This is a genomic window from Kitasatospora sp. NPDC022856, assembly GCF_055561235.1.
In genome coordinates, this window is record NZ_JBVHHE010000016.1 from 216,232 (window position 1) to 237,964 (window position 21,733).

At 73.4% G+C, this 21,733-nt stretch carries 14 protein-coding genes; 7 read left to right on the forward strand and 7 right to left on the reverse strand.

The features are described from left to right. Nucleotides 1-149 precede the first annotated feature (149 nt). The 4 genes from ACZ34W_RS22190 to ACZ34W_RS22205 all read right to left on the reverse strand — a co-directional run bounded on the left by ACZ34W_RS22190 (nucleotide 150) and on the right by ACZ34W_RS22205 (nucleotide 6,894). On the reverse strand, nucleotides 150-1,340 hold the full coding sequence (locus tag ACZ34W_RS22190) for an acyl-CoA dehydrogenase family protein (RefSeq protein WP_329487752.1): 1,191 nt from the start codon (nucleotides 1,338-1,340) through the stop codon (nucleotides 150-152). 179 nt (nucleotides 1,341-1,519) lie between these two features. Next, complete coding sequence (locus tag ACZ34W_RS22195) at nucleotides 1,520-2,506, reverse strand: hydroxymethylglutaryl-CoA lyase (RefSeq protein ID WP_329487751.1); 987 nt, start codon at nucleotides 2,504-2,506, stop codon at nucleotides 1,520-1,522. After that, a complete protein-coding gene (locus ACZ34W_RS22200; RefSeq protein ID WP_465606380.1) occupies nucleotides 2,503-4,890 on the reverse strand; it encodes an ATP-binding protein in 2,388 nt (795 codons plus the stop codon). The genes ACZ34W_RS22195 and ACZ34W_RS22200 overlap by 4 nt, the downstream gene beginning before the upstream one ends. A gap of 270 nt (nucleotides 4,891-5,160) precedes the next feature. Beyond that, complete coding sequence (locus ACZ34W_RS22205) at nucleotides 5,161-6,894, reverse strand: carboxyl transferase domain-containing protein (protein ID WP_465606382.1); 1,734 nt, start codon at nucleotides 6,892-6,894, stop codon at nucleotides 5,161-5,163. 133 nt (nucleotides 6,895-7,027) lie between these two features. Between ACZ34W_RS22205 and ACZ34W_RS22210 the strand changes: the two genes are divergently transcribed. Together ACZ34W_RS22210 and ACZ34W_RS22215 are read left to right on the forward strand one after the other, a co-directional pair. Continuing rightward, entirely contained in the window at nucleotides 7,028-7,684 is a 657-nt protein-coding gene (locus ACZ34W_RS22210; protein WP_329487748.1) for a TetR/AcrR family transcriptional regulator, read from the forward strand. Nucleotides 7,685-8,286: 602 nt separating this feature from the next. Next, nucleotides 8,287-12,138 (forward strand): ABC transporter ATP-binding protein, encoded by a 3,852-nt coding sequence (locus ACZ34W_RS22215; protein WP_465606411.1) that lies wholly within the window; start codon nucleotides 8,287-8,289, stop codon nucleotides 12,136-12,138. 48 nt (nucleotides 12,139-12,186) lie between these two features. Here ACZ34W_RS22215 and ACZ34W_RS22220 read toward each other — a convergent pair whose 3' ends face one another. Continuing rightward, complete coding sequence (locus ACZ34W_RS22220; protein ID WP_329487747.1) at nucleotides 12,187-13,191, reverse strand: ATP-grasp domain-containing protein; 1,005 nt, start codon at nucleotides 13,189-13,191, stop codon at nucleotides 12,187-12,189. A gap of 189 nt (nucleotides 13,192-13,380) precedes the next feature. Here ACZ34W_RS22220 and ACZ34W_RS22225 point away from each other — a divergent pair, with 189 nt between their 5' ends. Beyond that, nucleotides 13,381-13,911 (forward strand): NUDIX hydrolase, encoded by a 531-nt coding sequence (locus tag ACZ34W_RS22225; RefSeq protein ID WP_329487746.1) that lies wholly within the window; start codon nucleotides 13,381-13,383, stop codon nucleotides 13,909-13,911. A gap of 82 nt (nucleotides 13,912-13,993) precedes the next feature. Here the strand turns inward: ACZ34W_RS22225 and ACZ34W_RS22230 are convergent, their stop codons facing one another. Continuing rightward, complete coding sequence (locus ACZ34W_RS22230; protein WP_465606385.1) at nucleotides 13,994-14,872, reverse strand: hypothetical protein; 879 nt, start codon at nucleotides 14,870-14,872, stop codon at nucleotides 13,994-13,996. A 580-nt stretch (nucleotides 14,873-15,452) separates the two neighbouring features. After that, nucleotides 15,453-16,553: an ABC transporter substrate-binding protein gene (locus ACZ34W_RS22235; RefSeq protein ID WP_465606387.1), complete on the reverse strand. Its 1,101-nt coding sequence runs from the start codon at nucleotides 16,551-16,553 to the stop codon at nucleotides 15,453-15,455. A gap of 441 nt (nucleotides 16,554-16,994) precedes the next feature. Between ACZ34W_RS22235 and ACZ34W_RS22240 the strand changes: the two genes are divergently transcribed. The 4 genes from ACZ34W_RS22240 (at nucleotide 16,995) to ACZ34W_RS22255 (ending at nucleotide 21,500) form a co-directional block, all read left to right on the forward strand. After that, nucleotides 16,995-18,452 carry an APC family permease gene (locus tag ACZ34W_RS22240; protein ID WP_465606413.1) on the forward strand — a complete coding sequence of 486 codons (1,458 nt, stop codon included), beginning with the start codon at nucleotides 16,995-16,997 and terminating at the stop codon, nucleotides 18,450-18,452. 175 nt (nucleotides 18,453-18,627) lie between these two features. Beyond that, a complete protein-coding gene (gene trpS, locus ACZ34W_RS22245) occupies nucleotides 18,628-19,737 on the forward strand; it encodes a tryptophan--tRNA ligase (protein WP_465606389.1) in 1,110 nt (369 codons plus the stop codon). A gap of 98 nt (nucleotides 19,738-19,835) precedes the next feature. Further along, entirely contained in the window at nucleotides 19,836-20,792 is a 957-nt protein-coding gene (locus ACZ34W_RS22250; protein WP_465606391.1) for a S66 peptidase family protein, read from the forward strand. Between the two features lie 33 nt (nucleotides 20,793-20,825). Next, nucleotides 20,826-21,500, forward strand: a complete 675-nt coding sequence (locus ACZ34W_RS22255; RefSeq protein WP_465606393.1) for a nucleoside/nucleotide kinase family protein — start codon at nucleotides 20,826-20,828, stop codon at nucleotides 21,498-21,500. Nucleotides 21,501-21,733: the final 233 nt, after the last annotated feature.

A 21,733-nucleotide genomic window follows, 5' to 3' on the forward strand; every position in this document is an offset into this window, starting at 1 on the left:
GACGACTGCCGTGAAGTACAGGGTGGCCTGCCCGGGCCCCACTGTCTCTCCTGTCTCTCGGCGGCGTCTCTCGGCCTGCCGGTGCACCGGCAGGCCGAGAGACGGGGAGCCGAGGGCGCCGGCGGCGCCCCGGAGCTGGTGCGGGTGCCTCAGGAGGTGACGCCGAGCTCACGGGCGATGAGCATGCGCTGCACCTCCGAAGTGCCCTCCCCGATCTCCAGGATCTTGGAGTCACGCCAGAAGCGCGCGACCGGGAATTCGTTCATGAAGCCGTACCCGCCGTGGATCTGGGTCGCCTCACGGGCGTTGTCGACGGCGGCCTCGGACGAGTACAGCTTGGCGATCGCGGCCTCCTTCTTGAACGGTTCGCCGTGCAGCAGCCGGGATGCGGCGTCCCGCCAGGCCAGGCGGGAGGTGTGGGCGCGCATCTCCATGTCGGCGAGCTTGAACTGGATGGCCTGGTTGGCGCCGATAGGACGGCCGAAGGCCCGGCGCTGGCCGGCGTAGAGGACTGACTGGTCGACGCACCCCTGGGCCAGGCCGGTGGCCAGGGCTGCGATCGCGATGCGGCCCTCGTCGAGGATCCGCAGGAACTGGGCGTAGCCGCGGCCGCGCTCGCCCAGCAGGTTGGCCGCGGGAACGCGGCAGTCGGTAAAGGACAATTCGCGGGTGTCGGATGCGTTCCACCCGACCTTCGAGTACTTCTTGGACACCTGGAACCCCGGGGTTCCGGTGGGCACGATGATGGAAGAGATTTCCCGCCGTGGCGAGGGGAATTCGCCCTCTTCACTCGAACGAGCGATCGGTTCGGTGAGCGCGGTGACGGTGACCAGGCCGGTGATCTCGGTACCGGAGTTGGTGATGAAGCACTTGGTGCCGTTGATGACCCACTCGTCGGTGGCCTCGTCGTAGCGCGCCGTGGTGCGGGTCGCGCCGGCGTCGGAGCCGCCCTCGGGCTCGGTCAGGCCGAACGCCCCGAGCAGCTCGCCGGAGGTCAGCCGCGGCAGCCACTCGCGCTTCTGCTCCTCCGTCCCGAAGCGGTAGATCGGCATCGCGCCGAGCGAGACCGCGGCCTCCAGGGTGATCGCCACCGAGGAGTCGACCCGGGCGAGCTCCTCCAGGACCAGGCAGAGCGCGAAGTAGTCGCCGCCCATGCCCCCGTACTCCTCGGAGAACGGCAGGCCGAAGAGGCCCATCCGCCCCATCTCACGGACGATCTCGTAGGGGAACTCGCCCTGCTCGTAGAACTCGCCGATCTTCGGCGCGACCACGTCCTGGGCGAACTCGGCGACGGTGCGCCGCAGCTCCTCGTACTCGCTGTTCAGCCGGTGATCGAGCATGGTGATCCTCCTGGGGCCCGGCCGGGGTGGCCGCGGGCGTGATCGGGATGACCGCATGTCGGTCCGATGATGTGACGGACATGCGGGCTGTCGAGCGGGTCGGGTGGTACGGAGAGATCCGGCCGGACCGGGTCGCGGCCGACGCGGGTCCGCGCGGGGTCTCGAAGCGTGCGGGGCGGTCAGTCCCGGCCGTCGCCGAGCAGCGCCTGGACGGTGCGCGACGGGCTCGGCCGGCCGAGTTGCCGCGCCATCCAGCCACTGGTGGAGACGAGGGCGCGGAGGTCGACGCCGGTCCGGATGCCGAGGCCGTGCAGCATCCAGACCAAATCCTCGGTGGCCAGGTTGCCGGTGGCGCTCTTGGCGTACGGGCAGCCGCCCAGGCCGCCGGCCGAGGCGTCGACCGTGGTCACGCCACCGCGCAGGGCGGCCAGGGTGTTGCTGAGCGCCTGGCCGTAGGTGTCGTGGAAGTGCACCGCGAGCCTGTCGACCGGGACTCCGGCCCGGCCGAAGCCGTCCAGCAGCGCGGTGACCTGGCCCGGGGTGGCGACGCCGATGGTGTCGCCGAGGCTCAGTTCGGTGCAGCCCATCTCCAGCAGCCGCACGCCGAAGCGGATCACCTGCTCGGCCGGGACCGGGCCCTCCCACGGGTCGCCGAAGCACATCGAGAGGTAGCCGCGCACGCGGACGCCGGCGCCGGTGGCGCGTTCCACCACCGGGCGGAACATCGCCATCGCCTCGTCCGCCGAGCGGTTGAGGTTGCGGCGGGCGAAGGTCTCGGTGGCGCTGGCGAACACCGCGATGTCGGTGGCGTGGTGGGCGAGCGCGCGGTCCAGCCCGCGCTCGTTGGGCACCAGGACCGGCAGTCGCAGCCCGGGGTGGCGGGCGGGCAACCCGGCCAGCCGGGGTGCCAGTTCCTCGGCGTCGGCGAGCTGGGGCACCCACTTCGGGTGGACGAAGCTGGTGGCCTCCACCGTGCGCAGGCCCGCGCCGGCGAGCCGGGCGATGAACTCGGCCTTGACCTCCACGGGGACGAGGGCGCTCTCGTTCTGCAGGCCGTCGCGCGGCCCGACCTCGTGGATCCGGACCTCCTCGGGCAGGCCCGCGTCGCGGACCTCGGCGGGCAGGCCCAGGTCGAGCGCGTCGGGCTCGGGCGCGGCGGCGGTCATGACCGCACCTCGGCGGCGACCGCACCGAGCGCCGGGCCGTCCGCGGGCGATCCGGCGGAGGCCGGTCCGCCCTTCCCCGGTTCCTCCCCGCCCGGTCCGTCCTCGGCCGGGGCGACCACGACCAGCAGCTCCTCCATCGCCACCGTGGCTCCCGCGGTGGCCCGCAGCTCGCTCACGGTGCCGTCGTGCGGGGCGGCGATCACGTGTTCCATCTTCATGGCCTCCAGGACGAGCAGCGGTTGGCCCTTGCGGACCAGCTCGCCGGTCGTGGTCTTCACGACGGTGACCGTGCCGGGCATCGGGGCGGTGAGGGCGCCGTGGTGGGCCGCGCCGGCGGTGGTGCTCTCGCCGACCGGGTCGTAGCCGTGCACCGGCCAGGCGTCGCCGTCGATCCCGAGCCAGGTCACCGGGCCGGTGGCCGTGCCCGGGGCGCCGTCGGCGGCCAGGGCGAACGTCGTCTGGAGCCCGTCGGCGGTGAGGTGCAGCCGGTCGCCCGACCGGGCGGCCCGGGCCCGGTGGACCGGTCCGGAGCCGAGCCGGATGTCCACCTCACGGGTGACGCCCGGGGGAATGTCAGTGGCCTCGGCTACGTTGCCGACAGTGATCGGACGGATGCTCACCGACACCGGGTCCTGGCCGGGGGTACGGAGTCGATGGGTGGTCCAGGCCGCTTGGCCGCCGATGCGCCAGCCGGAGGGAAGGGAGAAGGGGTCGGTCCAGCCGTCGCCGTCGGCGGTGGGAGTGAGGCTCAGGTGCCGCGCGAGCGCGGCCGCGTAGTAGAGGAGGTGGGCGGGCGTCGGAGCCTCGGTGGGCCGGGGGTCGGTGCCCCCGGCGGCTTCGTCGGAGTGGCCGGGGTCTGCGTCGGCGGTGCCGGTGTCGGCGGTCGGAGCGGTGGAGGCCGCGTTGGCCGGAGCGTAGGGCGAGGCGAGCAGTGCGGGCTGCTGCTGCGCCGTCTGCTCCACCAGCCCGGTGTCGAGGCGGCCGGCGACGACATCGGGGTGGGCGAGAAGTCGCCGCAGGAAGCCCGTGTTGGTGGTCACGCCCAGGATCCGGGTGTCGGCCAGCGCGGCGCCGAGCCGGCGCAGCGCGGTCGGGCGGTCGGGCCCGTACGCGATGACCTTGGCGAGCATGGGGTCGTAGGAGCTGGTGATCTCGGTGCCCGGGGCGACACCCGAGTCCACCCTGATGCCTTCGCCCTGCGGCTCGTCGAGGACGAGGATGCGTCCACCGGTGGGGAGGAAGTCCCGCTCCGGGTCCTCCGCACAGATCCGGGCCTCGATGGCGTGGCCCAGGAAGGAGATGTCCGGCTGGGTGAAGGTGAGGCGCTCGCCCGAGGCGATCCGCAGCTGCCACTCGACCAGGTCCAGTCGTCGCTGCTGGGTGCCGCCCGTCCCGGCGGAGCCGTCGGTGGTGCCGCCGACGGCGACGGCGAGTTCGGTGACGGGGTGTTCGACCTGGAGGCGGGTGTTCATCTCCATGAAGAAGAAGTCCCGTACCCCCTCGGTGGGGACGGGGGAGTCCGGGTCGAGGCCGGGGACGATGAACTCCACGGTGCCGGCCCCGGTGTAGCCGCAGGACTCCGCGGCGCGGACGGCGGCTGCGCCCATCGCGGCGCGCGTCTCGGCATTGAGCAGAACGGAGGGTGCTTCTTCGATCAACTTCTGGTGGCGGCGCTGCAGGCTGCACTCGCGCTCGCCGAGGTGGACGGTGGTGCCGTGGGCGTCGGCGAGCACCTGGACCTCGATGTGGCGCGGCCGGTCGACCCACCGCTCCAGCAGCAGGGTGTCGTCGCCGAAGGCGGTGCGGGCGACCCGCCGGGCGGCGGCGATCTCGGTCGGCAGCTCGGCCCGGTCCCGCACCAGGCGCATGCCCTTGCCGCCGCCCCCGGCGGACGGCTTGAGCAGCACGGGGAAGCCGATCTCGTCGGCGGCCGCGACGAGTTCCCCGTCGGTGGGCGCGGTGGCCTCGCTGCCCGGGACCACCGGTACGCCGGCGGCCCGTACGGCCTCCTTGGCGTTGATCTTGTCACCCATCAGCTCGACCGCAGCGGGAGGAGGACCGATGAAGACCAGGCCCGCGTCGGCGCAGGCGCGCGCGAAGGAGGAGTTCTCGGCGAGGAAGCCGTAGCCGGGGTGAACGGCCTGGGCACCGGTGCGGCGGGCCGCGGCGAGGATCTGGTCGGTCCGCAGGTACGTCTCGGTGGCCGAGCTGTCACTTCGGTCGGCCGGTCCGAGCCGTACCGCGACATCGGCCTCGCGGACGTGCGGTGCGTCGGCGTCCGCGTCGCTGAAGACGGCGACGGAGCGCACGCCGAGCCGCCGCAGGGTGCGGATCACCCGGACGGCGATCTCGCCACGGTTGGCGACCAGAACTGTGTCGAACATGGGAGGCGATCCTCCGGGTCGAGGGGAGCCGTGCGAAGGAGGTGGTGGGAGGCGGCAGCAGCAGCGACGCGTCGTGCGCGGCCGGGCGGGCCGCCGTCGGGCCGGGCCTGGCCCGGGTTGGCACGCCCGGTGCGGCACGCGGGCCGACGAGCGGGCCGACGAGCGGGTCGAGCGGTCCGGCGGCTCGGGTCTGGTGGGTGTGCCGGGCCCGGGAGGGCCGCTCGTCCGGAGGAGGCTCCGTGGTGACGCGCGGCCCTGCCCGGGCGGCCGTCACATCCGGAAGACGCCGTACGGGCCGGGCGGCGGGAGCGGGGCGTTGGCGCAGGCGGTGAGGGCGAGTCCGAGGACGGTGCGGGTGTCCATCGGGTCGATCACTCCGTCGTCCCAGAGCCGTGCGGTGGCGTAGTAGGCGTTCCCCTGGCGGTCGTACTGCTCCCGGACGGGGCGCTTGAACTCCTCCTCCGCCTCGGTGGGCCAGGACTCGCCGTGGGCTTCGAGCTGGTCTCGCCGGACGGTCGCCAGCACCGAGGCGGCCTGCTCGCCGCCCATCACGGAGATCTTCGCGCCCGGCCACATCCACAGGAAGCGGGGCGAGTAGGCCCGGCCGCACATCGAGTAGTTGCCGGCCCCGTACGAGCCGCCGATCACCACCGTCAGCTTCGGGACGCGGGTGGAGGCGACGGCGTTCACCATCTTGGCGCCGTGCTTGGCGATGCCGCCCGCCTCGTACTGCCGCCCGACCATGAAGCCGGTGATGTTCTGGAGGAAGAGGAGGGGGATGCCCCGCTGGTCGCACAACTCGATGAAGTGGGCACCCTTGAGGGCGGACTCCGCGAAGAGCACACCGTTGTTGGCGACGATGCCGACGGGGTGGCCGTGGATCCGGGCGAACCCCGTCACCAGGGTCGCGCCGTACTCGGCCTTGAACTCGGCGAACCGGCTGCCGTCGACCAGCCGCGCGATCACCTCGCGGACGTCGTACGGCGTCCGGGGGTCGACCGGGACGGCTCCGTACAGACCCGCCGGGTCGACGGTGGGCGGCTCGGCCGGGGCCAGCGGCCACGGCCTGGCCGCGCGCGGCCCCAGCCCGGCGACGATGGTGCGCACGATGGAGAGGGCGTGGGCGTCGTCCTCGGCCAGGTGGTCCGTCACGCCGGAGGTGCGGGAGTGGAGGTCGCCGCCGCCGAGCTCCTCGGCGGTCACCACCTCGCCGGTGGCGGCCTTCACCAGCGGCGGTCCGCCGAGGAAGATGGTGCCCTGGTTGCGGACGATGACGGCCTGGTCGCTCATCGCCGGCACGTACGCGCCGCCCGCCGTGCAGGACCCGAGCACGGCGGCGATCTGCGGGATCCCGGCGGCGGAGAGGCGTGCCTGGTTGTAGAAGATCCGGCCGAAGTGGTCGCGGTCCGGGAAGACCTCGTCCTGCATCGGCAGGAAGGCGCCGCCGGAGTCCACCAGGTAGACGCAGGGGAGCCGGTTCTCCAGCGCGACCTCCTGGGCGCGCAGGTGCTTCTTCACCGTCATCGGGTAGTAGGTGCCGCCCTTGACGGTGGCGTCGTTGGCGACGACGACCACCTCGCGCCCGGAGACCCGGCCGATGCCCGCGATCACGCCGGCCGCCGGAGCGGCTCCGTCGTACATCCCGTCGGCCGCCAGCGGCGCCAGTTCGAGGAACGGCGAGGCCGGGTCGAGCAGCGTGTCCACCCGGTCGCGGGGAAGCAGTTTGCCGCGGGCGGTGTGGCGCGCCCGGGCCCTGGCCCCGCCGCCGAGTGCGGCCGCGGCGAGCTTCTCGCGCAGCTCGCCGACCAGCGCACGGTGGGCCTCGGTGTTGGCCCGGTAGGCCTCCGAGCCCGGGTCGGCGGCGGTGCCGAGCCGGGGGGCGGGCGCGGCGGCGCCCGGTGGAACGGCTCCGGCGGCCGCGCCGTTCGTCGCGCCGCCCGCCGTGGTTCCGGCCGCTGCGCCGCCGTGGACGCCGGTGGGTGCACCGGCGGTGGAGATGACCATTCCAAGAGCTCCCTTGCTCTCGGCACCAGGTGGGCAGCAGAGCCCGGGTGTGCCTGCGACCCCCACGTTAATGAGCGTTAACTCGTGCCGCCCAGGTTAACGGGCGATAACCCGACTGTCTACGATGGGCAGCATGCCGAACGTCCCGGGCGCCTCCGCGCTCCCACGCCGTGACCAGATCCGCAGGGAGGCCGCGCGGCTGTTCGCCGCCCGGGGCTTCCTGGGCGTGGGTGTCGACGAGATCGGCAAAGCCGTCGGCATCAGCGGGCCGGGGCTCTACCGGCACTTCGCCGGCAAGGACGCGATGCTCGCCGACCTCCTGATCGGCATCAGTGAGCGCCTCCTGGAGGAGGGCCGCCGCCGGGCGGGTGGCGGCGACGGCGGCGCCGAGGCGCTGGACGCCCTGATCAGGGGGCATGTCGACTTCGCGCTGGACGACCGCGACCTGATCACCCTGCACGACCGCGAGCTGCTGAACCTCAAGGACGAGGACCGCCGGACGGTCCGCCGGCTCCAGCGCGGCTACGTCGAACTGTGGGTGGACGTGGTCCGCCGGGCCCATCCGTCGCTGGCCGTGCCCGATGCCGAGCCGGTGGCGCGGGCCGCGGTGCACGCCGTCTTCGGGCTGATCAACTCGACTCCGCACAGCCTCGGCCCGAGTCCCGCCCAGGAGGACCGCGGCGCGCAGGAGGACCGCGCCGCCCTCCAGCGCGACAGCATGGCCGCTCTGCTGCACAGCCTGGCGCACGGCGCCTTCTCGGCGGCCGCCGGCACGGCCGCGCGCAGCTGAATCGAGTGGCGCGGGCGGCCGGGCCGGCCGGGGGCGGCCGGAAGGGCCGCCCGGTCGTGCGCCGTCGCACCGAACGGTCCGACGGCAAGCGGTCGACGGCAATCGCTCGACGGGGCCGGGCCGGGTCCGGCTGACCACCCGCCGGACGACCGGGGTCGGGCGTCCGGCCTAGGCCCAAAGGACGGCGCCGGGCTGCGTCGGTGGCCGGTGGGCGTTCGGCGCGATCTCGTTCACCCTGGAGAGTGACGGCCGAGGCGCGCGCCCCGGCCGGGAATCACCGCAGGCCGCAGGCTGTTGGTTCCTCAGCCGGGCCGGTTCACCCGGCCTGCCCTGGCCTGAAAGTCCATGGCGGCCACCGGACGAAATGGTTAGCATCCCTAAATATGCCTGAGACTCATGGATCTACGGTGGAGCTTTCCCCGAGCGGCACCCGGACCGGCCCGCGAGGCACGAAGGGGCGGCGGGGCGGAACCGGCCTGCCCGGCGGCAAGCACGGCGGGCAGGCCGCGGCCGGAGCCCGGCCGGACGGCGCCGGGGCCCCGGCCGACGGCGGCGGGAGCCCGGGCGAGGGTTCGGCCGCCGGCGGGACCGGCACGGGCTGGCTGCGCCGGCTGATCGGCTACTGCTGGCGCTCGCGGCGCAGCGTGCTGCTCGCCTTCGGCGCCTCGATCGTCGGAATGGCCGTCACGGCGCTGGTGCCGCTGGTCACCAAGTTGATCATCGACGACGTCATCACCGCGCACACCCGCTCGCTGGCGCCGTGGGCCGTGGTGCTGCTGGCGGCGGCCGCCCTGGTGTTCGCCTGCACCCAGGTCCGCCGCTACTACGGGGGCCAGCTCGCCCTCGACGTCCAGCACGACCTGCGCAGCGACCTCTTCCGTTCGCTCGGCCGGCTCGACGGCCACCGGCAGGACCGCCTCGACACCGGCCAGGTGGTCGGCCGGGCCACCTCCGACCTCCAGCTGATCAACGGCCTGCTCTCGATGCTGCCGATGATGACCGGCTACCTGCTGATGTTCGTCATGTCGCTGGCCGTGATGCTCTGGCTGTCGCCGCCGCTCACCCTGATCGCGCTGGTCATGGGTCCGGCGCTGTGGTGGGTATCGGTCCTGAGCCGCAAGCGGCTGTTCCCCGCCACCTGGGCGGCCCAGCAGGAGGCGGCCGCCGTCGCGGGTGTGGTCGACGAGTCGGTCGGCGGCGTCCGGGTGGTCAAGGGCTTCGGCCAGGAGTCCCAGGAGCTGGACAAGCTGGCGGCGGCCTCGCACAACCTGTTCGCGGCCCGGCTCCGGTCGATCCGGCTCAACAGCCGCTACAACCCGGCGATGCAGGCGATCCCGGCGCTCGCCCAGGTCGCGGTGCTGGCCTTCGGCGGCTGGCTGGCGGTCGAGGGCCAGGTCACCCTCGGCACCTTCGTCGCCTTCTCCACCTACGTCGCGCAGATGACCGGTCCGGTCCGGATGCTGACCATGGTCATCACCGTCGGCCAGCAGGCCCGGGCCGGTGTGGAGCGGGTGCTGCAGCTGATCGACGAGCGGCCGCTGGTGCAGGAGCGCCCGGACGCCGTCACCCTCGACTTCACCCGCGCCGACGGCCTCCACCCGGCCCACGACGGCGCCGGACCGACGCCGGCCGCCGCCGACCGCTTCGGGCGGCCCGTCGGCCCCCGGACCGCCGAGGTGGCGCTGGAGTTCGACCAGGTCGAGTTCCGCTACGACCCCGAGCACCCCGCCCCCGTCCTGCACGGGCTCACCCTGAAGCTCGCCCCCGGCGAGACGCTGGCCCTGGTCGGCGCGTCCGGCTCGGGCAAGTCGACGGTGGCGCAGCTGGTTCCCCGGTTCTACGACCCGGCGGGCGGCACGGTCCGGCTCTACGGCCACGACCTGCGCGACCTCACCCTCGACTCGGTGCGGTCGGCCGTCGGCATCGTTCCCGAGGAGAGCTTCCTGTTCTCCGAGACGGTCCGCACCAACATCGCGTACGGGCGGCCGGACGCCACCGACGAGCAGGTCGTGGCGGCCGCCCGGGCCGCGCAGGCGGACGAGTTCGTCCGGGAGCTGCCCGACGGGTACGCGACCAAGGTCGGTGAGCAGGGCCTGACCCTCTCCGGCGGCCAGCGCCAGCGCATAGCCCTGGCCCGGGCGATCCTCACCGACCCGCGGATCCTGCTGCTCGACGACGCCACCTCGGCGGTCGACCCGCAGATCGAGGCGGAGATCCACGACGCCCTGCGGTCGGTGATGGCCGGCCGCACCACACTGCTGATCGCGCACCGCCGGTCGACCCTCCAGCTGGCCGACCGGATCGCGGTCCTGGACCACGGCCGCCTGCTGGACATCGGTACGCACGAGGAACTCGACGCCCGATGTCCCCAGTACCGCGTCCTGATCTCCGACCCCGAGGCCGGCCGGACCAAGCCCCCGACCGCCACCGCCGCCGGGGTCGCCGCCGCCGGTGCCGTTACCGCCGAGTCCGACACCGAGGCCGAGACCGAGTCCGAGCCCCGGACGGGCGCCCCCGCACAGCCGCCCGCCGTCACCCCGCCGACGCCCGCCCTGGCGACGCCCGCGCTGGCCAAGGCGGCCCGCACCGCGGACCCCGCCCTCCTCGACAAGGTCGCCGCCCTCCCGCCGGCCACCGACACCCCGGCGGTCGCCCGGGCCGAGGCCGAGGCCGGCGACCCGGACTTCAGCCTCCGGCGCCTGCTGCGCCCGTTCCGCCGCCCGCTCGCCCTCGCGCTGCTCCTGGTCACCCTGGACGCGGGCGCCGGGCTGGTGCTGCCGATCCTGATCCGGCACGGCATCGACGACGGCGTGAGCAAGGGCCTGATGTCGGGCGTCGTCGCCGCCTCGCTGGTGGCGCTGGTGATCGTGCTGTTGGACTGGCTGGTGCAGAGCGCCGAGAGCCGGGTCAGCGGCCGCACCGGCGAGCGGGTGCTCTACACCCTCCGGCTCAAGATCTTCGCGCACCTCAACCGGCTCGGCCTGGACTACTACGAGCGCGAGCTGTCCGGCCGGATCATGACCCGGATGACCACCGACCTGGACTCGCTGACCTCCTTCCTGCAGACCGGGGTGGTCACGGCGGTGGTCAGCCTGCTGACGTTCCTCGGCATCTTCGCCGCCCTGCTGATCATCGACGCGGGCCTGGCCCTGGTGGTCTTCGCCGTGCTGCCGCTGCTGGTGGTGGCGACGCTGGTGTTCCGCAAGAAGTCCAAGACGCAGTACGAGATCTCCCGCGACCTGATCAGCACGGTCAACGCCGACCTCCAGGAGAACGTCGCGGGCATGCGGATCGTCCAGGCCTTCCGTCGGCTGGACGCCAACACCGATCGCTTCGTCGCCCGGGGGATGGCCTACCGCGAGGCCCGGGTGCGGGCGCAGCTCTACATCTCGCTGTACTTCCCGTTCGTGCAGTTCCTCTCCAGCGTCGCCGCCGCACTGGTACTGATCGTGGGGGCCTCGCGGGTCGACGCCGGGACGCTGACGGTCGGCGCCCTGGTGGCGTACCTGCTCTACATCGACCTCTTCTTCGCACCGGTCAACCAGCTCTCGCAGGTGTTCGACGGCTACCAGCAGGCCGCCGTCGGCCTGGGCCGCACTCGCGAGCTGCTGCGGACCCCGACCACCACCGCCGAGGCCGTCGATCCGGTGCCGGTGACGGCGGCGCTGCGCGGCGAGATCGAGTTCGTGGGCGTCGGCTTCGCCTACAACGGCGGCGCCGGCGGGGCCCGGGAGGTGCTCACCGGAGTGGATCTCCGGATACCCGCCGGCCAGACGGTGGCGCTGGTCGGTGAGACGGGCGCCGGCAAGTCGACCCTGGTCAAGCTGGTCGCCCGGTTCTACGACGCGACCTCCGGCACCGTCCGGGTGGACGGCGTCGACCTGACCAGGTACGACCTCGCGCAGTACCGCCACCGGCTCGGTGTCGTGCCGCAGGAGGCCTACCTGTTCGCGGGCACGGTGCGCGAGGCGATCGCGTACGGCCGACCCTCGGCCACGGCGGCCGAGGTGGAGGCGGCGGCCCGGGCGGTCGGTGCGCACGACATGATCCGCCACCTGTCCGACGGGTACGACCACGAGGTCACCGGCCGTGGGCGGAACCTCTCGGCGGGGCAGCGCCAGCTGATCGCGCTGGCCCGGGCCGAACTGGTCGACCCGGACATCCTGCTCCTGGACGAGGCCACCGCCGCGCTCGACCTGGCCACCGAGGCGGCGGTCAACCACGCCGCGGACCGGCTCAGCGGCGGCCGCACCACGCTGGTCATCGCCCACCGCCTCACCACCGCGGAACGCGCCGACCGGGTCGTCGTCCTGGACCACGGCAGGGTGGTCGAGGACGGCACGCACACCGAACTGCTCGCGCGGGGAGGCGTGTACACGCGGCTCTGGCAGGCGTTCATCGCCGACAAGCACCCGGTGCCCGACGAGGCGGCGGGCCAGGTCCTCGGCCGCTGAGCCTCCCGGTCCCGCAGTCCGCCGCCCGGCCCTCCCGCCGAACCGGCGTCAGGCCGCGATCAGCGAGGTGAGCAGCGCGGAGGCGTCGATCCCGCGCGGCAGGTCGCTGACCTGACCGTCACCCACCTCCACCACCCGCCAGCCGGAGCCGTCGGCCCGGCTGGCGAGGTCGGTGGTGACGAAGCGGCAGCCGAGGGCACGGACCAGCGGCCGGACGTCGGTGAGGTCCGGTTCGGCCGACTGGCCGGGCGTGTCCGGATGGGGCCCGACCAGCACGGGTTCGCCGTCCAGCCACCAGACCCGGGCCTCCACCGTCCGCTCGTCGCCGCCCCGGCGGGCCCCGGAGGCACCGCCGCTCGCGCCTCCCCCCGGTTCGTCCGGTCCGTCCCCATTCCCGCCGTCCCCGTTCCCGCCGCTCCCGTTCCGCCCGCTCCCGGCGCCCCCGGCCCGTCGAAACTCCTCGTACCGGCGCAGCACCACGCCGCCGGTGAGGTACTCGCCCTGCAACTCGACGAAGCGCGCCACCACCCGCCCGACGGCGGCCAGGTCGGCCATGTCGGGGACGTAGCAGGCCTCGTGCCACTCGTGCTTCCGGGACTTCACGTAGTCCTTGACGATCGCCGGACCGCGCCCGCCGAGCCGCTCGACGGCGGCGGCGAGTTCCGCCGGCTCCGGCCGGGCCGCCGTCCGCACCGGAATCCAGACGCTCGGCGGTGTCGCCCCCTCGAACACCCCGTACCAGCCGGGCAGTTCGTGCGCCGAGGCATACCCGGCCGCGCTGGTCAGCAGATGGGCGCCGCGCCCGGCCAGCGCCCGGGCGAAGGCCGCGTAGTCGGCCGACGGAACCATCCAACCCCGGTACCAGAGCGGGCCGCAGTCCCGCGGTACCTGACGGACCGCCTCCTCCGCGTTCCCCGCGAGCAGTGCGTCGTGGTCGACGAGGTACAGCTCACCACCCAGGCCCCGCAGGACACGGGCCTCCCAGGCGAAGTGCGGATCGGGCCGGTGCGGGTTGAGCGGGTCGGCCGGGAAGATGAGCGCGGGTGCGGGCATGGGCGTCAGGCTACGTCCACCGGCCGTTTCCGGCGGCGCCAACACCCCTTCTCCGCCAGGGCGATGCCGTTCCTGCGGCCCACAGTCCGTCCGACGCCGCACCACCCGCAGTCCGTCCGACGCCGCCTGCCCATCGACCCGCCCGCAATCCGTTCGACGCAGCCGGGCCCGAACTGGGAAGGTGACCCGATGCGAAATCTGTGGCATCGCGCGAAGCGAACCCCGAGGCAGGCCGCCCGGACGGTGGTACTCGCCGAGAACGGGTCGGTCTTCCTCCTCCGCTCGGACAACAGCGAGGTCGGCGTCCACTGGACCATGCCCGGCGGCGGCATCGAGAAGGACGAGACGCCGTGGACCGGCGCCCGTCGTGAGCTCTGGGAGGAGACCGGCTGGACCGATCTCGAACCCGGTCCGTTGCTCTGCACCTGGGAACACGACTTCACCTGGCACGGCATACCCGTCCGCCAGCACGAGCACATCTACCTGACCAGCGGGCCGCACCGGGAGCCGGTGGGCGACCTCAGCGCGATGCACGCCGCCGACCGGATCCTCGACTGGCGCTGGTGGACGGCCGACGACCTCACCGACGAAGACGCCGACGCGGTCTGGCCCCCTCGGCTCGCGGAGCTGCTGGCCGAGGTCCGGGAGGGCTGGCTGGCCGACCGCCGCGAGCCGGTGCCCGTCGAGTTCGGCTACGTCCCGAACGCGCCGAGGGTCTGACGCGCCCGCCGCCTCGGCGTCATGGACGAGGCGGCGCCCCTGGCGGCCGGCCCGGCGGCTCCCGACGGCCCGTCCCCCGCAGCTACGAGGGCTGCTGCTGCCCGCCGCGTCGGCCCGCCCGCCCGGCCGGACCGACCTGCCAGCCGTGCAGGTCGAGCTCCCGGTCGTGCAGCGCGCCGGGGTTGATCAGCACCGAGAGCTGCGCGGAAGCCAGCTGGTCGAGGGCGAGGCCGGTGGCGGACAGCAGTTGGTCGGTCGACACCGAGACGGCGATGGCGGGTCGCCAGCCCGGCAGGACCACCAGACTGGTGCCGCGGCCGATGCGCACGGGCTCGGCCGCCACCCGGACCGGCCGCCGTTCTTCGGGGCGGCCGACGGCCTCGGGGAGCTGCGGGGTGCCGCCGATCAGGATGCCCAGCGGCGTCTCGGCGCTCCCGCCGGGAGCGCCCCCGCCGGTGGCGTTCCCGGCGTTGCCGTCCGCCTCCTCACCGGCGCCGGCCACCGGCTCCGCCGCCCCGACGAGCGGGTCGGGGGTCGTCGGCGGCAGGAGGAGCGCAGGAGCGGCGGCCCCGGCGCCGGAAGCCTCCGGCGGCCGGTCCGGTCCGGGGACCTCCGGGTGCATCCGGCGTAGCCGCCGGGAGGGGGAGGGCCGCTTGGACAGGACGGTCCGCAGCTCCGCCTGAGCGGCCCGGAGCACGGGGACGCTGCGTTCCTCCGTCGGCTCCGGTGCCCGGAGCCGTACGAACGCCTCCGGGCCGGTGGTGGACGCGGTCCGGGGCTCGTCCGTCGTTCCCGCTTCGGTGCCTCCGAGTGCTTCGGCGAGCAGCGCGCGGACCTCGGCGACCGGCCGACGACAGGCGGCGGCCAGCTCGGCGAGCGAGCGGCCCTGGCCGTGGGCGGTGCGCAGCCGGTCGGCCAGCCCCGCGCGAAGCCGGGCGGCCGTCTGTCCGTTCGCGTCCACGGCACGCCCGGCGTCACCCGGGCCATCGCCGCCGACACCGCCGACACCGCCGACACCGCGTCTACCGGCGCCTTCACCAGGGCCTTCAGCAGCGCCGGTGCCGGAGTCCCGGACGTCCTCCCCGTCGGTCCCACCGCCCCGGGGCCGCGGCACGGACCCGTCGGAGGAGGCCCCGCCGGTGCCGTGCTCGCCGGCCGGGGCCGCCATCGTGCAGCGCGAGTCCACGGCTGCGGTGCTCGCCCCGGTTCCCGGTATGTCCTCGGTGGCAGGCGCCCGGCGGGACCCGTGGGACGCGCAGGACACGATTCCGTCGGACGCACCGCCCCCGGGCACGCCGCCCCCGGGCACGCCGACCGCGAGCGCGCCGACGGAGGACGCGCCGGCGGTGGGTGGGCCGGACGGGGGCAGGTCGGCGGCGTTCTGATGGAGCGTGGTCATCGGCAGGTGCCCTTCGGGGTACGGTCCCGATGATCCTCCCGCACCCCGGGACCAGCTCCAAGCGCCTTACCGGCGGGTGTGTGCGAGGACACCGCCCTGGTCAGCTCCGCTCCCGCCCGGTCGCCCGCCGTGCCGCCCGGGCTCAGGTGCCCGGTGCGACGAACCCCTTGAGGTCGGCCAGCACGGCATTGGCCGCCAGGACGCCGAGCCCGAGGAACCAGGTCTCGTCCGAAACCGGCCGCGCCTGGCCGGACTTGGTCGCCGCGAGGGTCTTCCAGAGCGCGCCGCCGAGCACCGCGTCCTGGTTGGTGGAGCTGGGGCTGCCGTACACGCCGTAGAAGATCCAGTCGGCGTCGGCCTTGTCGATCTGCTCGGGGCTGATCTCGACCGCGAGTTCCTTGACCTGCTCGATCTTGGGCTGCGGCAGCGGCACGTCGGTGAGGATGGTGCCGATGAAGGAGAGCTCCGCGTAGAGCCGGGTCTTGCCGGGCATGAAGCGCAGCGGCGTGATGGTGGGCCGCTTGTCGCCCAGCCCGGCGCCGATCGCGGTGGCCGCGGCCTGGTACGCGTCGAGCTGGGCCCGGGCCTGCGCCTCCAGGCCGAACGGCGCGGCGTTGAGCTTGAAGTTCTGCTTCCAGGGGTAGCCCGGGCGCAGCGAGAAGACGGTCGGCGCGATCTTGGAGAGCTGCGCGTACTGGTCCTGCGCGCGCAGCTGGCTGCCGAGGATCAGGTCGGGCTTGAGCGCGGCGATGGCCTCCAGGTTGAGGCTGTTGATGGTGCCGACGGCGGCCGGGCTGCCGACCGCGTCCTTGAGGTAGGCCGGCATGCTCTTGGAACCGTCGGTGTAGACGACGCCGACCGGCTGGATGCCCAGGGCGACGACGTTGTCGAGCTCGCCGGTGTCCAGCACCACGACCCGGACCGGCTTGGCCGGGATGACGGTCTCGCCCATGGCGTGCTTGACGGTGCGCGGGTAGACGCCGGGGGCGGCGTCGGTGCCGAAGTCCTTCATCTTCTCGATCACGGCGGCGTAGTCGTCGCCGCCCTGCTTGACCGACTTCTGGTTCGGCGAGGAGCCGGACGAGGCCTGCGCCGACCCGCTCGCGGCTCCGCCGGAGCTGCCACAGGCGGTGAGCAGCCCGCCGAGGCCGAGGACGGCACCACCGGTGAGTCCGGCGGCGAGGAACCGCCGGCGGGACGGGGTGCGGCTGACGAGGGTCCGGTCGGCGGGGTGGGGGGCCACGCGACGCTCCTTCTCGATCGATCGATGTTAGGTGAGGCAAACCTATCCGACGGTTCGGACCGGATCGATCGAGGGTTCGGGAGGCGGGGGAGAAATCGTCTCAACCCATGACATAAGGGATAAATCAAATCGCCCTCAGTCCTTGGAAACCAAGGTACATGAGTCGAGCTGCCATGAAACCACCGCTCCGCGTCCATTTGCGACGAAGGAATCGAAGCGAGTGGCTCAGATCACCCAGGGTTGGCCTACACAACCTTCGACGCGTCCACCTAGGGTGCGCAGGTGTTTGATCAGCAGCTCTCAGAGCACGGAAGCAGCGGACGGGCAACGGCGCCCGCCGCTCCGCAGGGCGCCCCGGACAGTGGCGCCAGTGGTGGAGTCCCCGACCGGGGGGCGGCGGGGGCAGCGGGGGACAAGGGCCTACGGGGGAACTCGGTAGGCCTGTTGAGCAGCGTGGTCCTGGGCCTCTCCACGGTCGCCCCGGTCTACTGCCTGACCGCGACGCTGGGCCCGACGGTCACGGCCGTCGGCGTGCAGATGCCCGCGGTGTTCCTGGCCGGCTTCCTGCCGATGCTGCTCGTCGCGTTCGCCTACAAGGAGCTGAACAAGGACTTCCCGGACTGCGGCACGTCCTTCAGCTGGACGGTCCGGGCCTTCGGCCCCCGGGTCGGCTGGATGGCGGGCTGGGGCCTGACGGTCGCGACCATCATCGTGCTCTCCAACCTGGCCGGGGTGGCGACCGACTTCCTCTACCTGATGCTCGGTGAGATGACCGGCAGCGGCGGAATCGCCGAACTGAACGACAACAAGGCCGTTCACCTGCTCACCGTGGTCCTGCTGATCGCCGCCGCCACCGCGATGAGCTACCGGGGGATGACGGCCACCAAGTGGTTCCAGTACAGCCTGGTCGGCCTCCAGCTGGCCGTCCTGGTGCTCTTCTCGGCCATCGCCATCGGCAAGGCCGCCGCCGGCGACCTGCCGCACTCGATCGGCTTCTCCGCCTCCTGGCTCGACCCGCTCCAGGTGAGCTCGTTCAGCGCGTTCACCGCCGGGCTGTCACTCTCGATCTTCATGTACTGGGGCTGGGACACCTGCCTCACCATGAACGAGGAGACCCTCGGCAGCGCCAAGACCCCGGGCCGGGCCGCGATGATCTCCATGGTCACCCTGGTGGGCTCGTACCTGCTGGTCGCGATCGCCGCCCAGATGTTCGCCGGCGTCGGCGCCACCGGTACCGGCCTCGGCAACCCGGATACCGCCGACAACGTCTTCTCCGCGCTGGCCCGGCCGGTGCTCGGCTCGCCGTGGAGCATCCTGCTCTTCCTGGCCGTCGTCGCCAGCGCCGCCGCCAGCCTGCAGACCACCTTCATCCCGGTGGCCCGCACCCTGCTCGCGATGAGCTCCTACCGGGCCGTGCCGCCGCGCTTCGGCACCGTGCACCCGCGCTTCCTCACCCCCGGCTACGCGACGGTCGCCGCCGGCGCCGCCACCGCGGTGTTCTACGTCGGAATGAGCCTGATCAGCGAGAACGTCGTCCAGGACACCATCCTGGCACTCGGGCTGATGATCTGCTTCTACTACGCCCTGACCGCCTTCGCCTGCGTCTGGCACTTCCGCGCCTCGCTGCGCACCAGCCCGCGGAACCTCGTGCTGCGCGGCCTCGCACCCCTGCTCGGCGGGGTGCTGCTCGCGGGCGTCTTCCTGCAGACCCTCACCGACGCCTGGGACCCGGCGTACGGCAGCGGCGCCGTCCTCGGCATCGGCTCGGTGTTCGTCATCGGCGTCGGCATCCTGCTGCTCGGGGCGGTGCTGATGACCTGCTACGCCGCGTTCCGGCCCGAGTTCTTCCGCGGCGAGACCCTGCACGCGGGAACGCCCGCGCTGGTCGTGGAGGACTGACGCTATCCTCGAACGCATGAAGCGCTTCGCAGGTCTCGACTGGTGGCCGTCCTAGGACGGCCACCAGCCACGCCTGACCAGGGCCGTCCGGATGGACGGCCCTGTCGCGTTCTCCGACGGGACGGGCCCGGAACCCCGGACGGCCACCACCACCGCCGTTCCGAGGAGAGATCCGATGACCACCACCGTCACCGCCACCACCGCCACCCATCCCGCCGTCGACCATCCGACCGTCGACCGGCCCGGCGTCGACCGGCCCGGCGCCGATCTGGACGAGCTGATCCGCCGGGACCCTGGCGCCCACCGTGTCCTGACAGGCGACCGCCCCACCGGCCCGCTCCACCTCGGCCACTACTTCGGCACCCTGCAGAACCGGGTCCGCCTCCAGCGCCTCGGCACCGAGATGTTCGTCGTGGTCGCCGACTACCAGGTCATCACCGACCGGGACGTCGCCGACCGCCTCGCCGAGCACACCGAGGACCTCGTCCTCGACTACCTGGCCGCCGGGCTCGACCCGGACCGCGCCACGATCTTCGCCCACAGCGGCGTCCCCGCCCTCAACCAGCTCCTGCTCCCCTTCCTCAGCCTGGTCAGCGTGGCGGAACTGGGCCGCAACCCCACCGTCAAGGACGAGATCGCCCACTCCGGCCAGTCCGCGGTGAACGGGCTGATGTTCACCTACCCCGTCCACCAGGCCGCCGACATCCTCTTCTGCAAGGCGAACGTCGTCCCGGTCGGCCAGGACCAGTTGCCCCACCTCGAAGTGGCCCGCACCGTCGCCCGCCGCTTCAACGAGCGCTACCCGCACCCGGACGGCACCGGTGTCTTCCCCCGCCCGGACGCCCTGCTGTCCGCCGCCCCCATGCTGCTCGGCACCGACGGCGGAAAGATGAGCAAGAGCCGCGGCAACGCCGTCGCGCTCTCCGCCACCGCCGACGCCACCGCCCGGCTGATCCGCGGCGCCAGGACCGACACCGACCGCCGGATCACCTATGACCCGGCCGCCCGGCCCGAGGTCTCCAGCCTGGTCCTGCTCGCGGCGCTCTGCCAGGACCGCGCACCGGAACTGGTCGCCGAGGAGATCGGTGACGGCGGCGCCGCCGCGCTGAAGCGCACGGTGACCGAGGCCGTCAACGAACGCTTCGGCCCGATGCGCGCCCGCCGCGAGGAACTCGCCGCCGACCGCGGATACGTCCGACAGGTCCTGCGGGACGGTGCCGAACGGGCCAACGCCGTCGCTGACGCCACCCTCGCCGAGGTCAGGGCGGTGATGGGATCGGTCTGAACCGAACGGGGCATACCACCTCCGGGCGGCTCCGGCCGGTCTGAGCGCGCGTCACCCCTCCCCACAGCGCCACCCGCACCCCTGGAAGGATCCCGGCCATGGACCAGTACCCGACCACGCCCGGCCGCGGGCTGACCCGCCCGCCGCAGCTCCGTCCGGGGGACCACGTCGTCGTGGTCGCCCCCAGCAGCCCGATCGACCCCGAGCGGCTCACCGCCGGGTGCGCGATCCTGCGCTCCTGGGGGCTGCGGGTCACCGTCGCCCCGCACGTCCTCGACACCCACCCCACCCTCGGCCACCTGGCCGGCACCGACGCGGACCGGGTGGCGGACCTCCAGTCCGCCTGGCTCGACCCCACCGTCGACGCCGTCATCTGCGCCCGCGGCGGCTACGGCGTCCACCGCATGGTCGACCTGCTCGACTGGGACGCGATGCGCGCCGCCCCGCCCAAGGTGCTGGTCGGCTTCAGCGACGTCTCCTCCCTGCACGAGGCCTTCGCCCAGCGCCTCGGCGTGGCCACGCTGTACGGGCCGATGAGCTCCGGCGCCTCCTTCATCTCCGACGGACCGACGGCCGAGCACCTGCGGCGCACCCTCTTCGACCCCTCGGCCACGACGGTCCTCACCTCGGCCACCGCCTCGGCCCTCGTCCCCGGCCGGGCCCGCGGCATCACCGCCGGGGGCTGCGTACACGTCCTCACCGCCGAGCGCGGCACGCCCGCGGGCCGGCCGTCCTACGCCGGCAGCATCCTGATCCTGGAGGACGTCAACGAGCATCCGTACCAGCTCGACCGCCTCTTCACCCAGTTGCTGCGCTCCGGCGCCTTCGAGGGGGTCGCGGGGATCGCCCTCGGCTCCTGGGAGGGCTGCGGCCGCCCCGAGCGGGTCCGGGAGCTCATGCTCGACCGGCTCGGGCCGCTCGGCGTCCCCGTCCTGTGGGAGCTGGGCTTCGGCCACTGCCCCTCCACCCTCACCGTCCCGCTGGGCCTGCCCGCCCTGCTCGACGCCGACGCCGGGACCCTCACCCTGGAGACGCCCGCACTCGCCGCCCGCTGAGGCCGGCCGCGCCGGGATCAGTAGGGTGCGGCCATGAACGAGGACACCCTCATCACCCTCGCGCTCGACCTCCTCCGGGGGCCGGGCAGCAATGCCCGCGCCATCCTCGGACTCGCCGGCCCGCCCGGCGCCGGCAAGTCCACCCTGGCCCGGTACCTGGTCGCCGAGGTCGAGCGCCGGGAGGGACCCGGGAGCGCCGCCTACCTCCCGCTCGACGGCTTCCACCTCTCCGCCGCCCAGCTGGAGCGGCTCGGCCTGGCCCACCGCAAGGGCGCGCCGGCCACCTTCGACGCGCACGGCTACGTCGCACTGCTGCGCCGGGTCGCGGCGGACCGGTTCCACCCCATCTACGTCCCCGACTTCGACCGCCGCCTCGACGAACCCGTCGCCGCCCGCCATGTCGTGCCGCCGCAGGCCCGCCTCGTCGTCACCGAGGGCAACTACCTCGCCGCCGCCGAACACCCCTGGCCGGACGCCCGCCGACTCATGCGCGAGCTCTGGTACGTCGACGCCGACGACAGCCTCCGCGAGGAGCGCCTGGTCGAGCGCCACCGGGCCGGTGGCCGCGACGAGGCCACGGCCCGGCAGTGGGTCACCGGCAACGACCACCCGAACGGCGAGTACGTGAAGGCCGGCCGCTCGCTCTGCACGCGGACGGTGCCCGGCACCGGGTTGCCTCAGGCTCCGGACGGGCGTAGTGTTCTCTAGTCGCTCGGCTGGGAGCACCGGACACGTGTCTACGCGGACGGTCCCGGAGCGGCCAATCCCTTGAAACATCACTTCCCGGTTCGGGCTGGGTTGTGCTTTGTCATTTCGACGGCAGCACGGCTCATGCCTTATTCGCTGTGCCTGTTTATATGGATTGCGGCCGGATTCGCCTTTCGGGGCGGGGATCGGCTAGAGTTTGAAACGTCGGACAGGGCGTCAAGCCCGGGAAGACA

Excerpts from the sequence above, each read along its gene's own strand:
- ACZ34W_RS22190 (WP_329487752.1), bottom strand. The coding sequence starts at position 1,340 with ATGCTCGATCACCGGCTGAACAGCGAGTACGAGGAGCTGCGGCGCACC.
- ACZ34W_RS22195 (WP_329487751.1), bottom strand. The coding sequence starts at position 2,506 with ATGACCGCCGCCGCGCCCGAGCCCGACGCGCTCGACCTGGGCCTGCCC.
- ACZ34W_RS22200 (WP_465606380.1), bottom strand. The coding sequence starts at position 4,890 with ATGTTCGACACAGTTCTGGTCGCCAACCGTGGCGAGATCGCCGTCCGG.
- ACZ34W_RS22205 (WP_465606382.1), bottom strand. The coding sequence starts at position 6,894 with ATGGTCATCTCCACCGCCGGTGCACCCACCGGCGTCCACGGCGGCGCA.
- ACZ34W_RS22210 (WP_329487748.1), top strand. The coding sequence starts at position 7,028 with ATGCCGAACGTCCCGGGCGCCTCCGCGCTCCCACGCCGTGACCAGATC.
- ACZ34W_RS22220 (WP_329487747.1), bottom strand. The coding sequence starts at position 13,191 with ATGCCCGCACCCGCGCTCATCTTCCCGGCCGACCCGCTCAACCCGCAC.
- ACZ34W_RS22225 (WP_329487746.1), top strand. The coding sequence starts at position 13,381 with ATGCGAAATCTGTGGCATCGCGCGAAGCGAACCCCGAGGCAGGCCGCC.
- trpS (WP_465606389.1), top strand. The coding sequence starts at position 18,628 with ATGACCACCACCGTCACCGCCACCACCGCCACCCATCCCGCCGTCGAC.
- ACZ34W_RS22250 (WP_465606391.1), top strand. The coding sequence starts at position 19,836 with ATGGACCAGTACCCGACCACGCCCGGCCGCGGGCTGACCCGCCCGCCG.
- ACZ34W_RS22255 (WP_465606393.1), top strand. The coding sequence starts at position 20,826 with ATGAACGAGGACACCCTCATCACCCTCGCGCTCGACCTCCTCCGGGGG.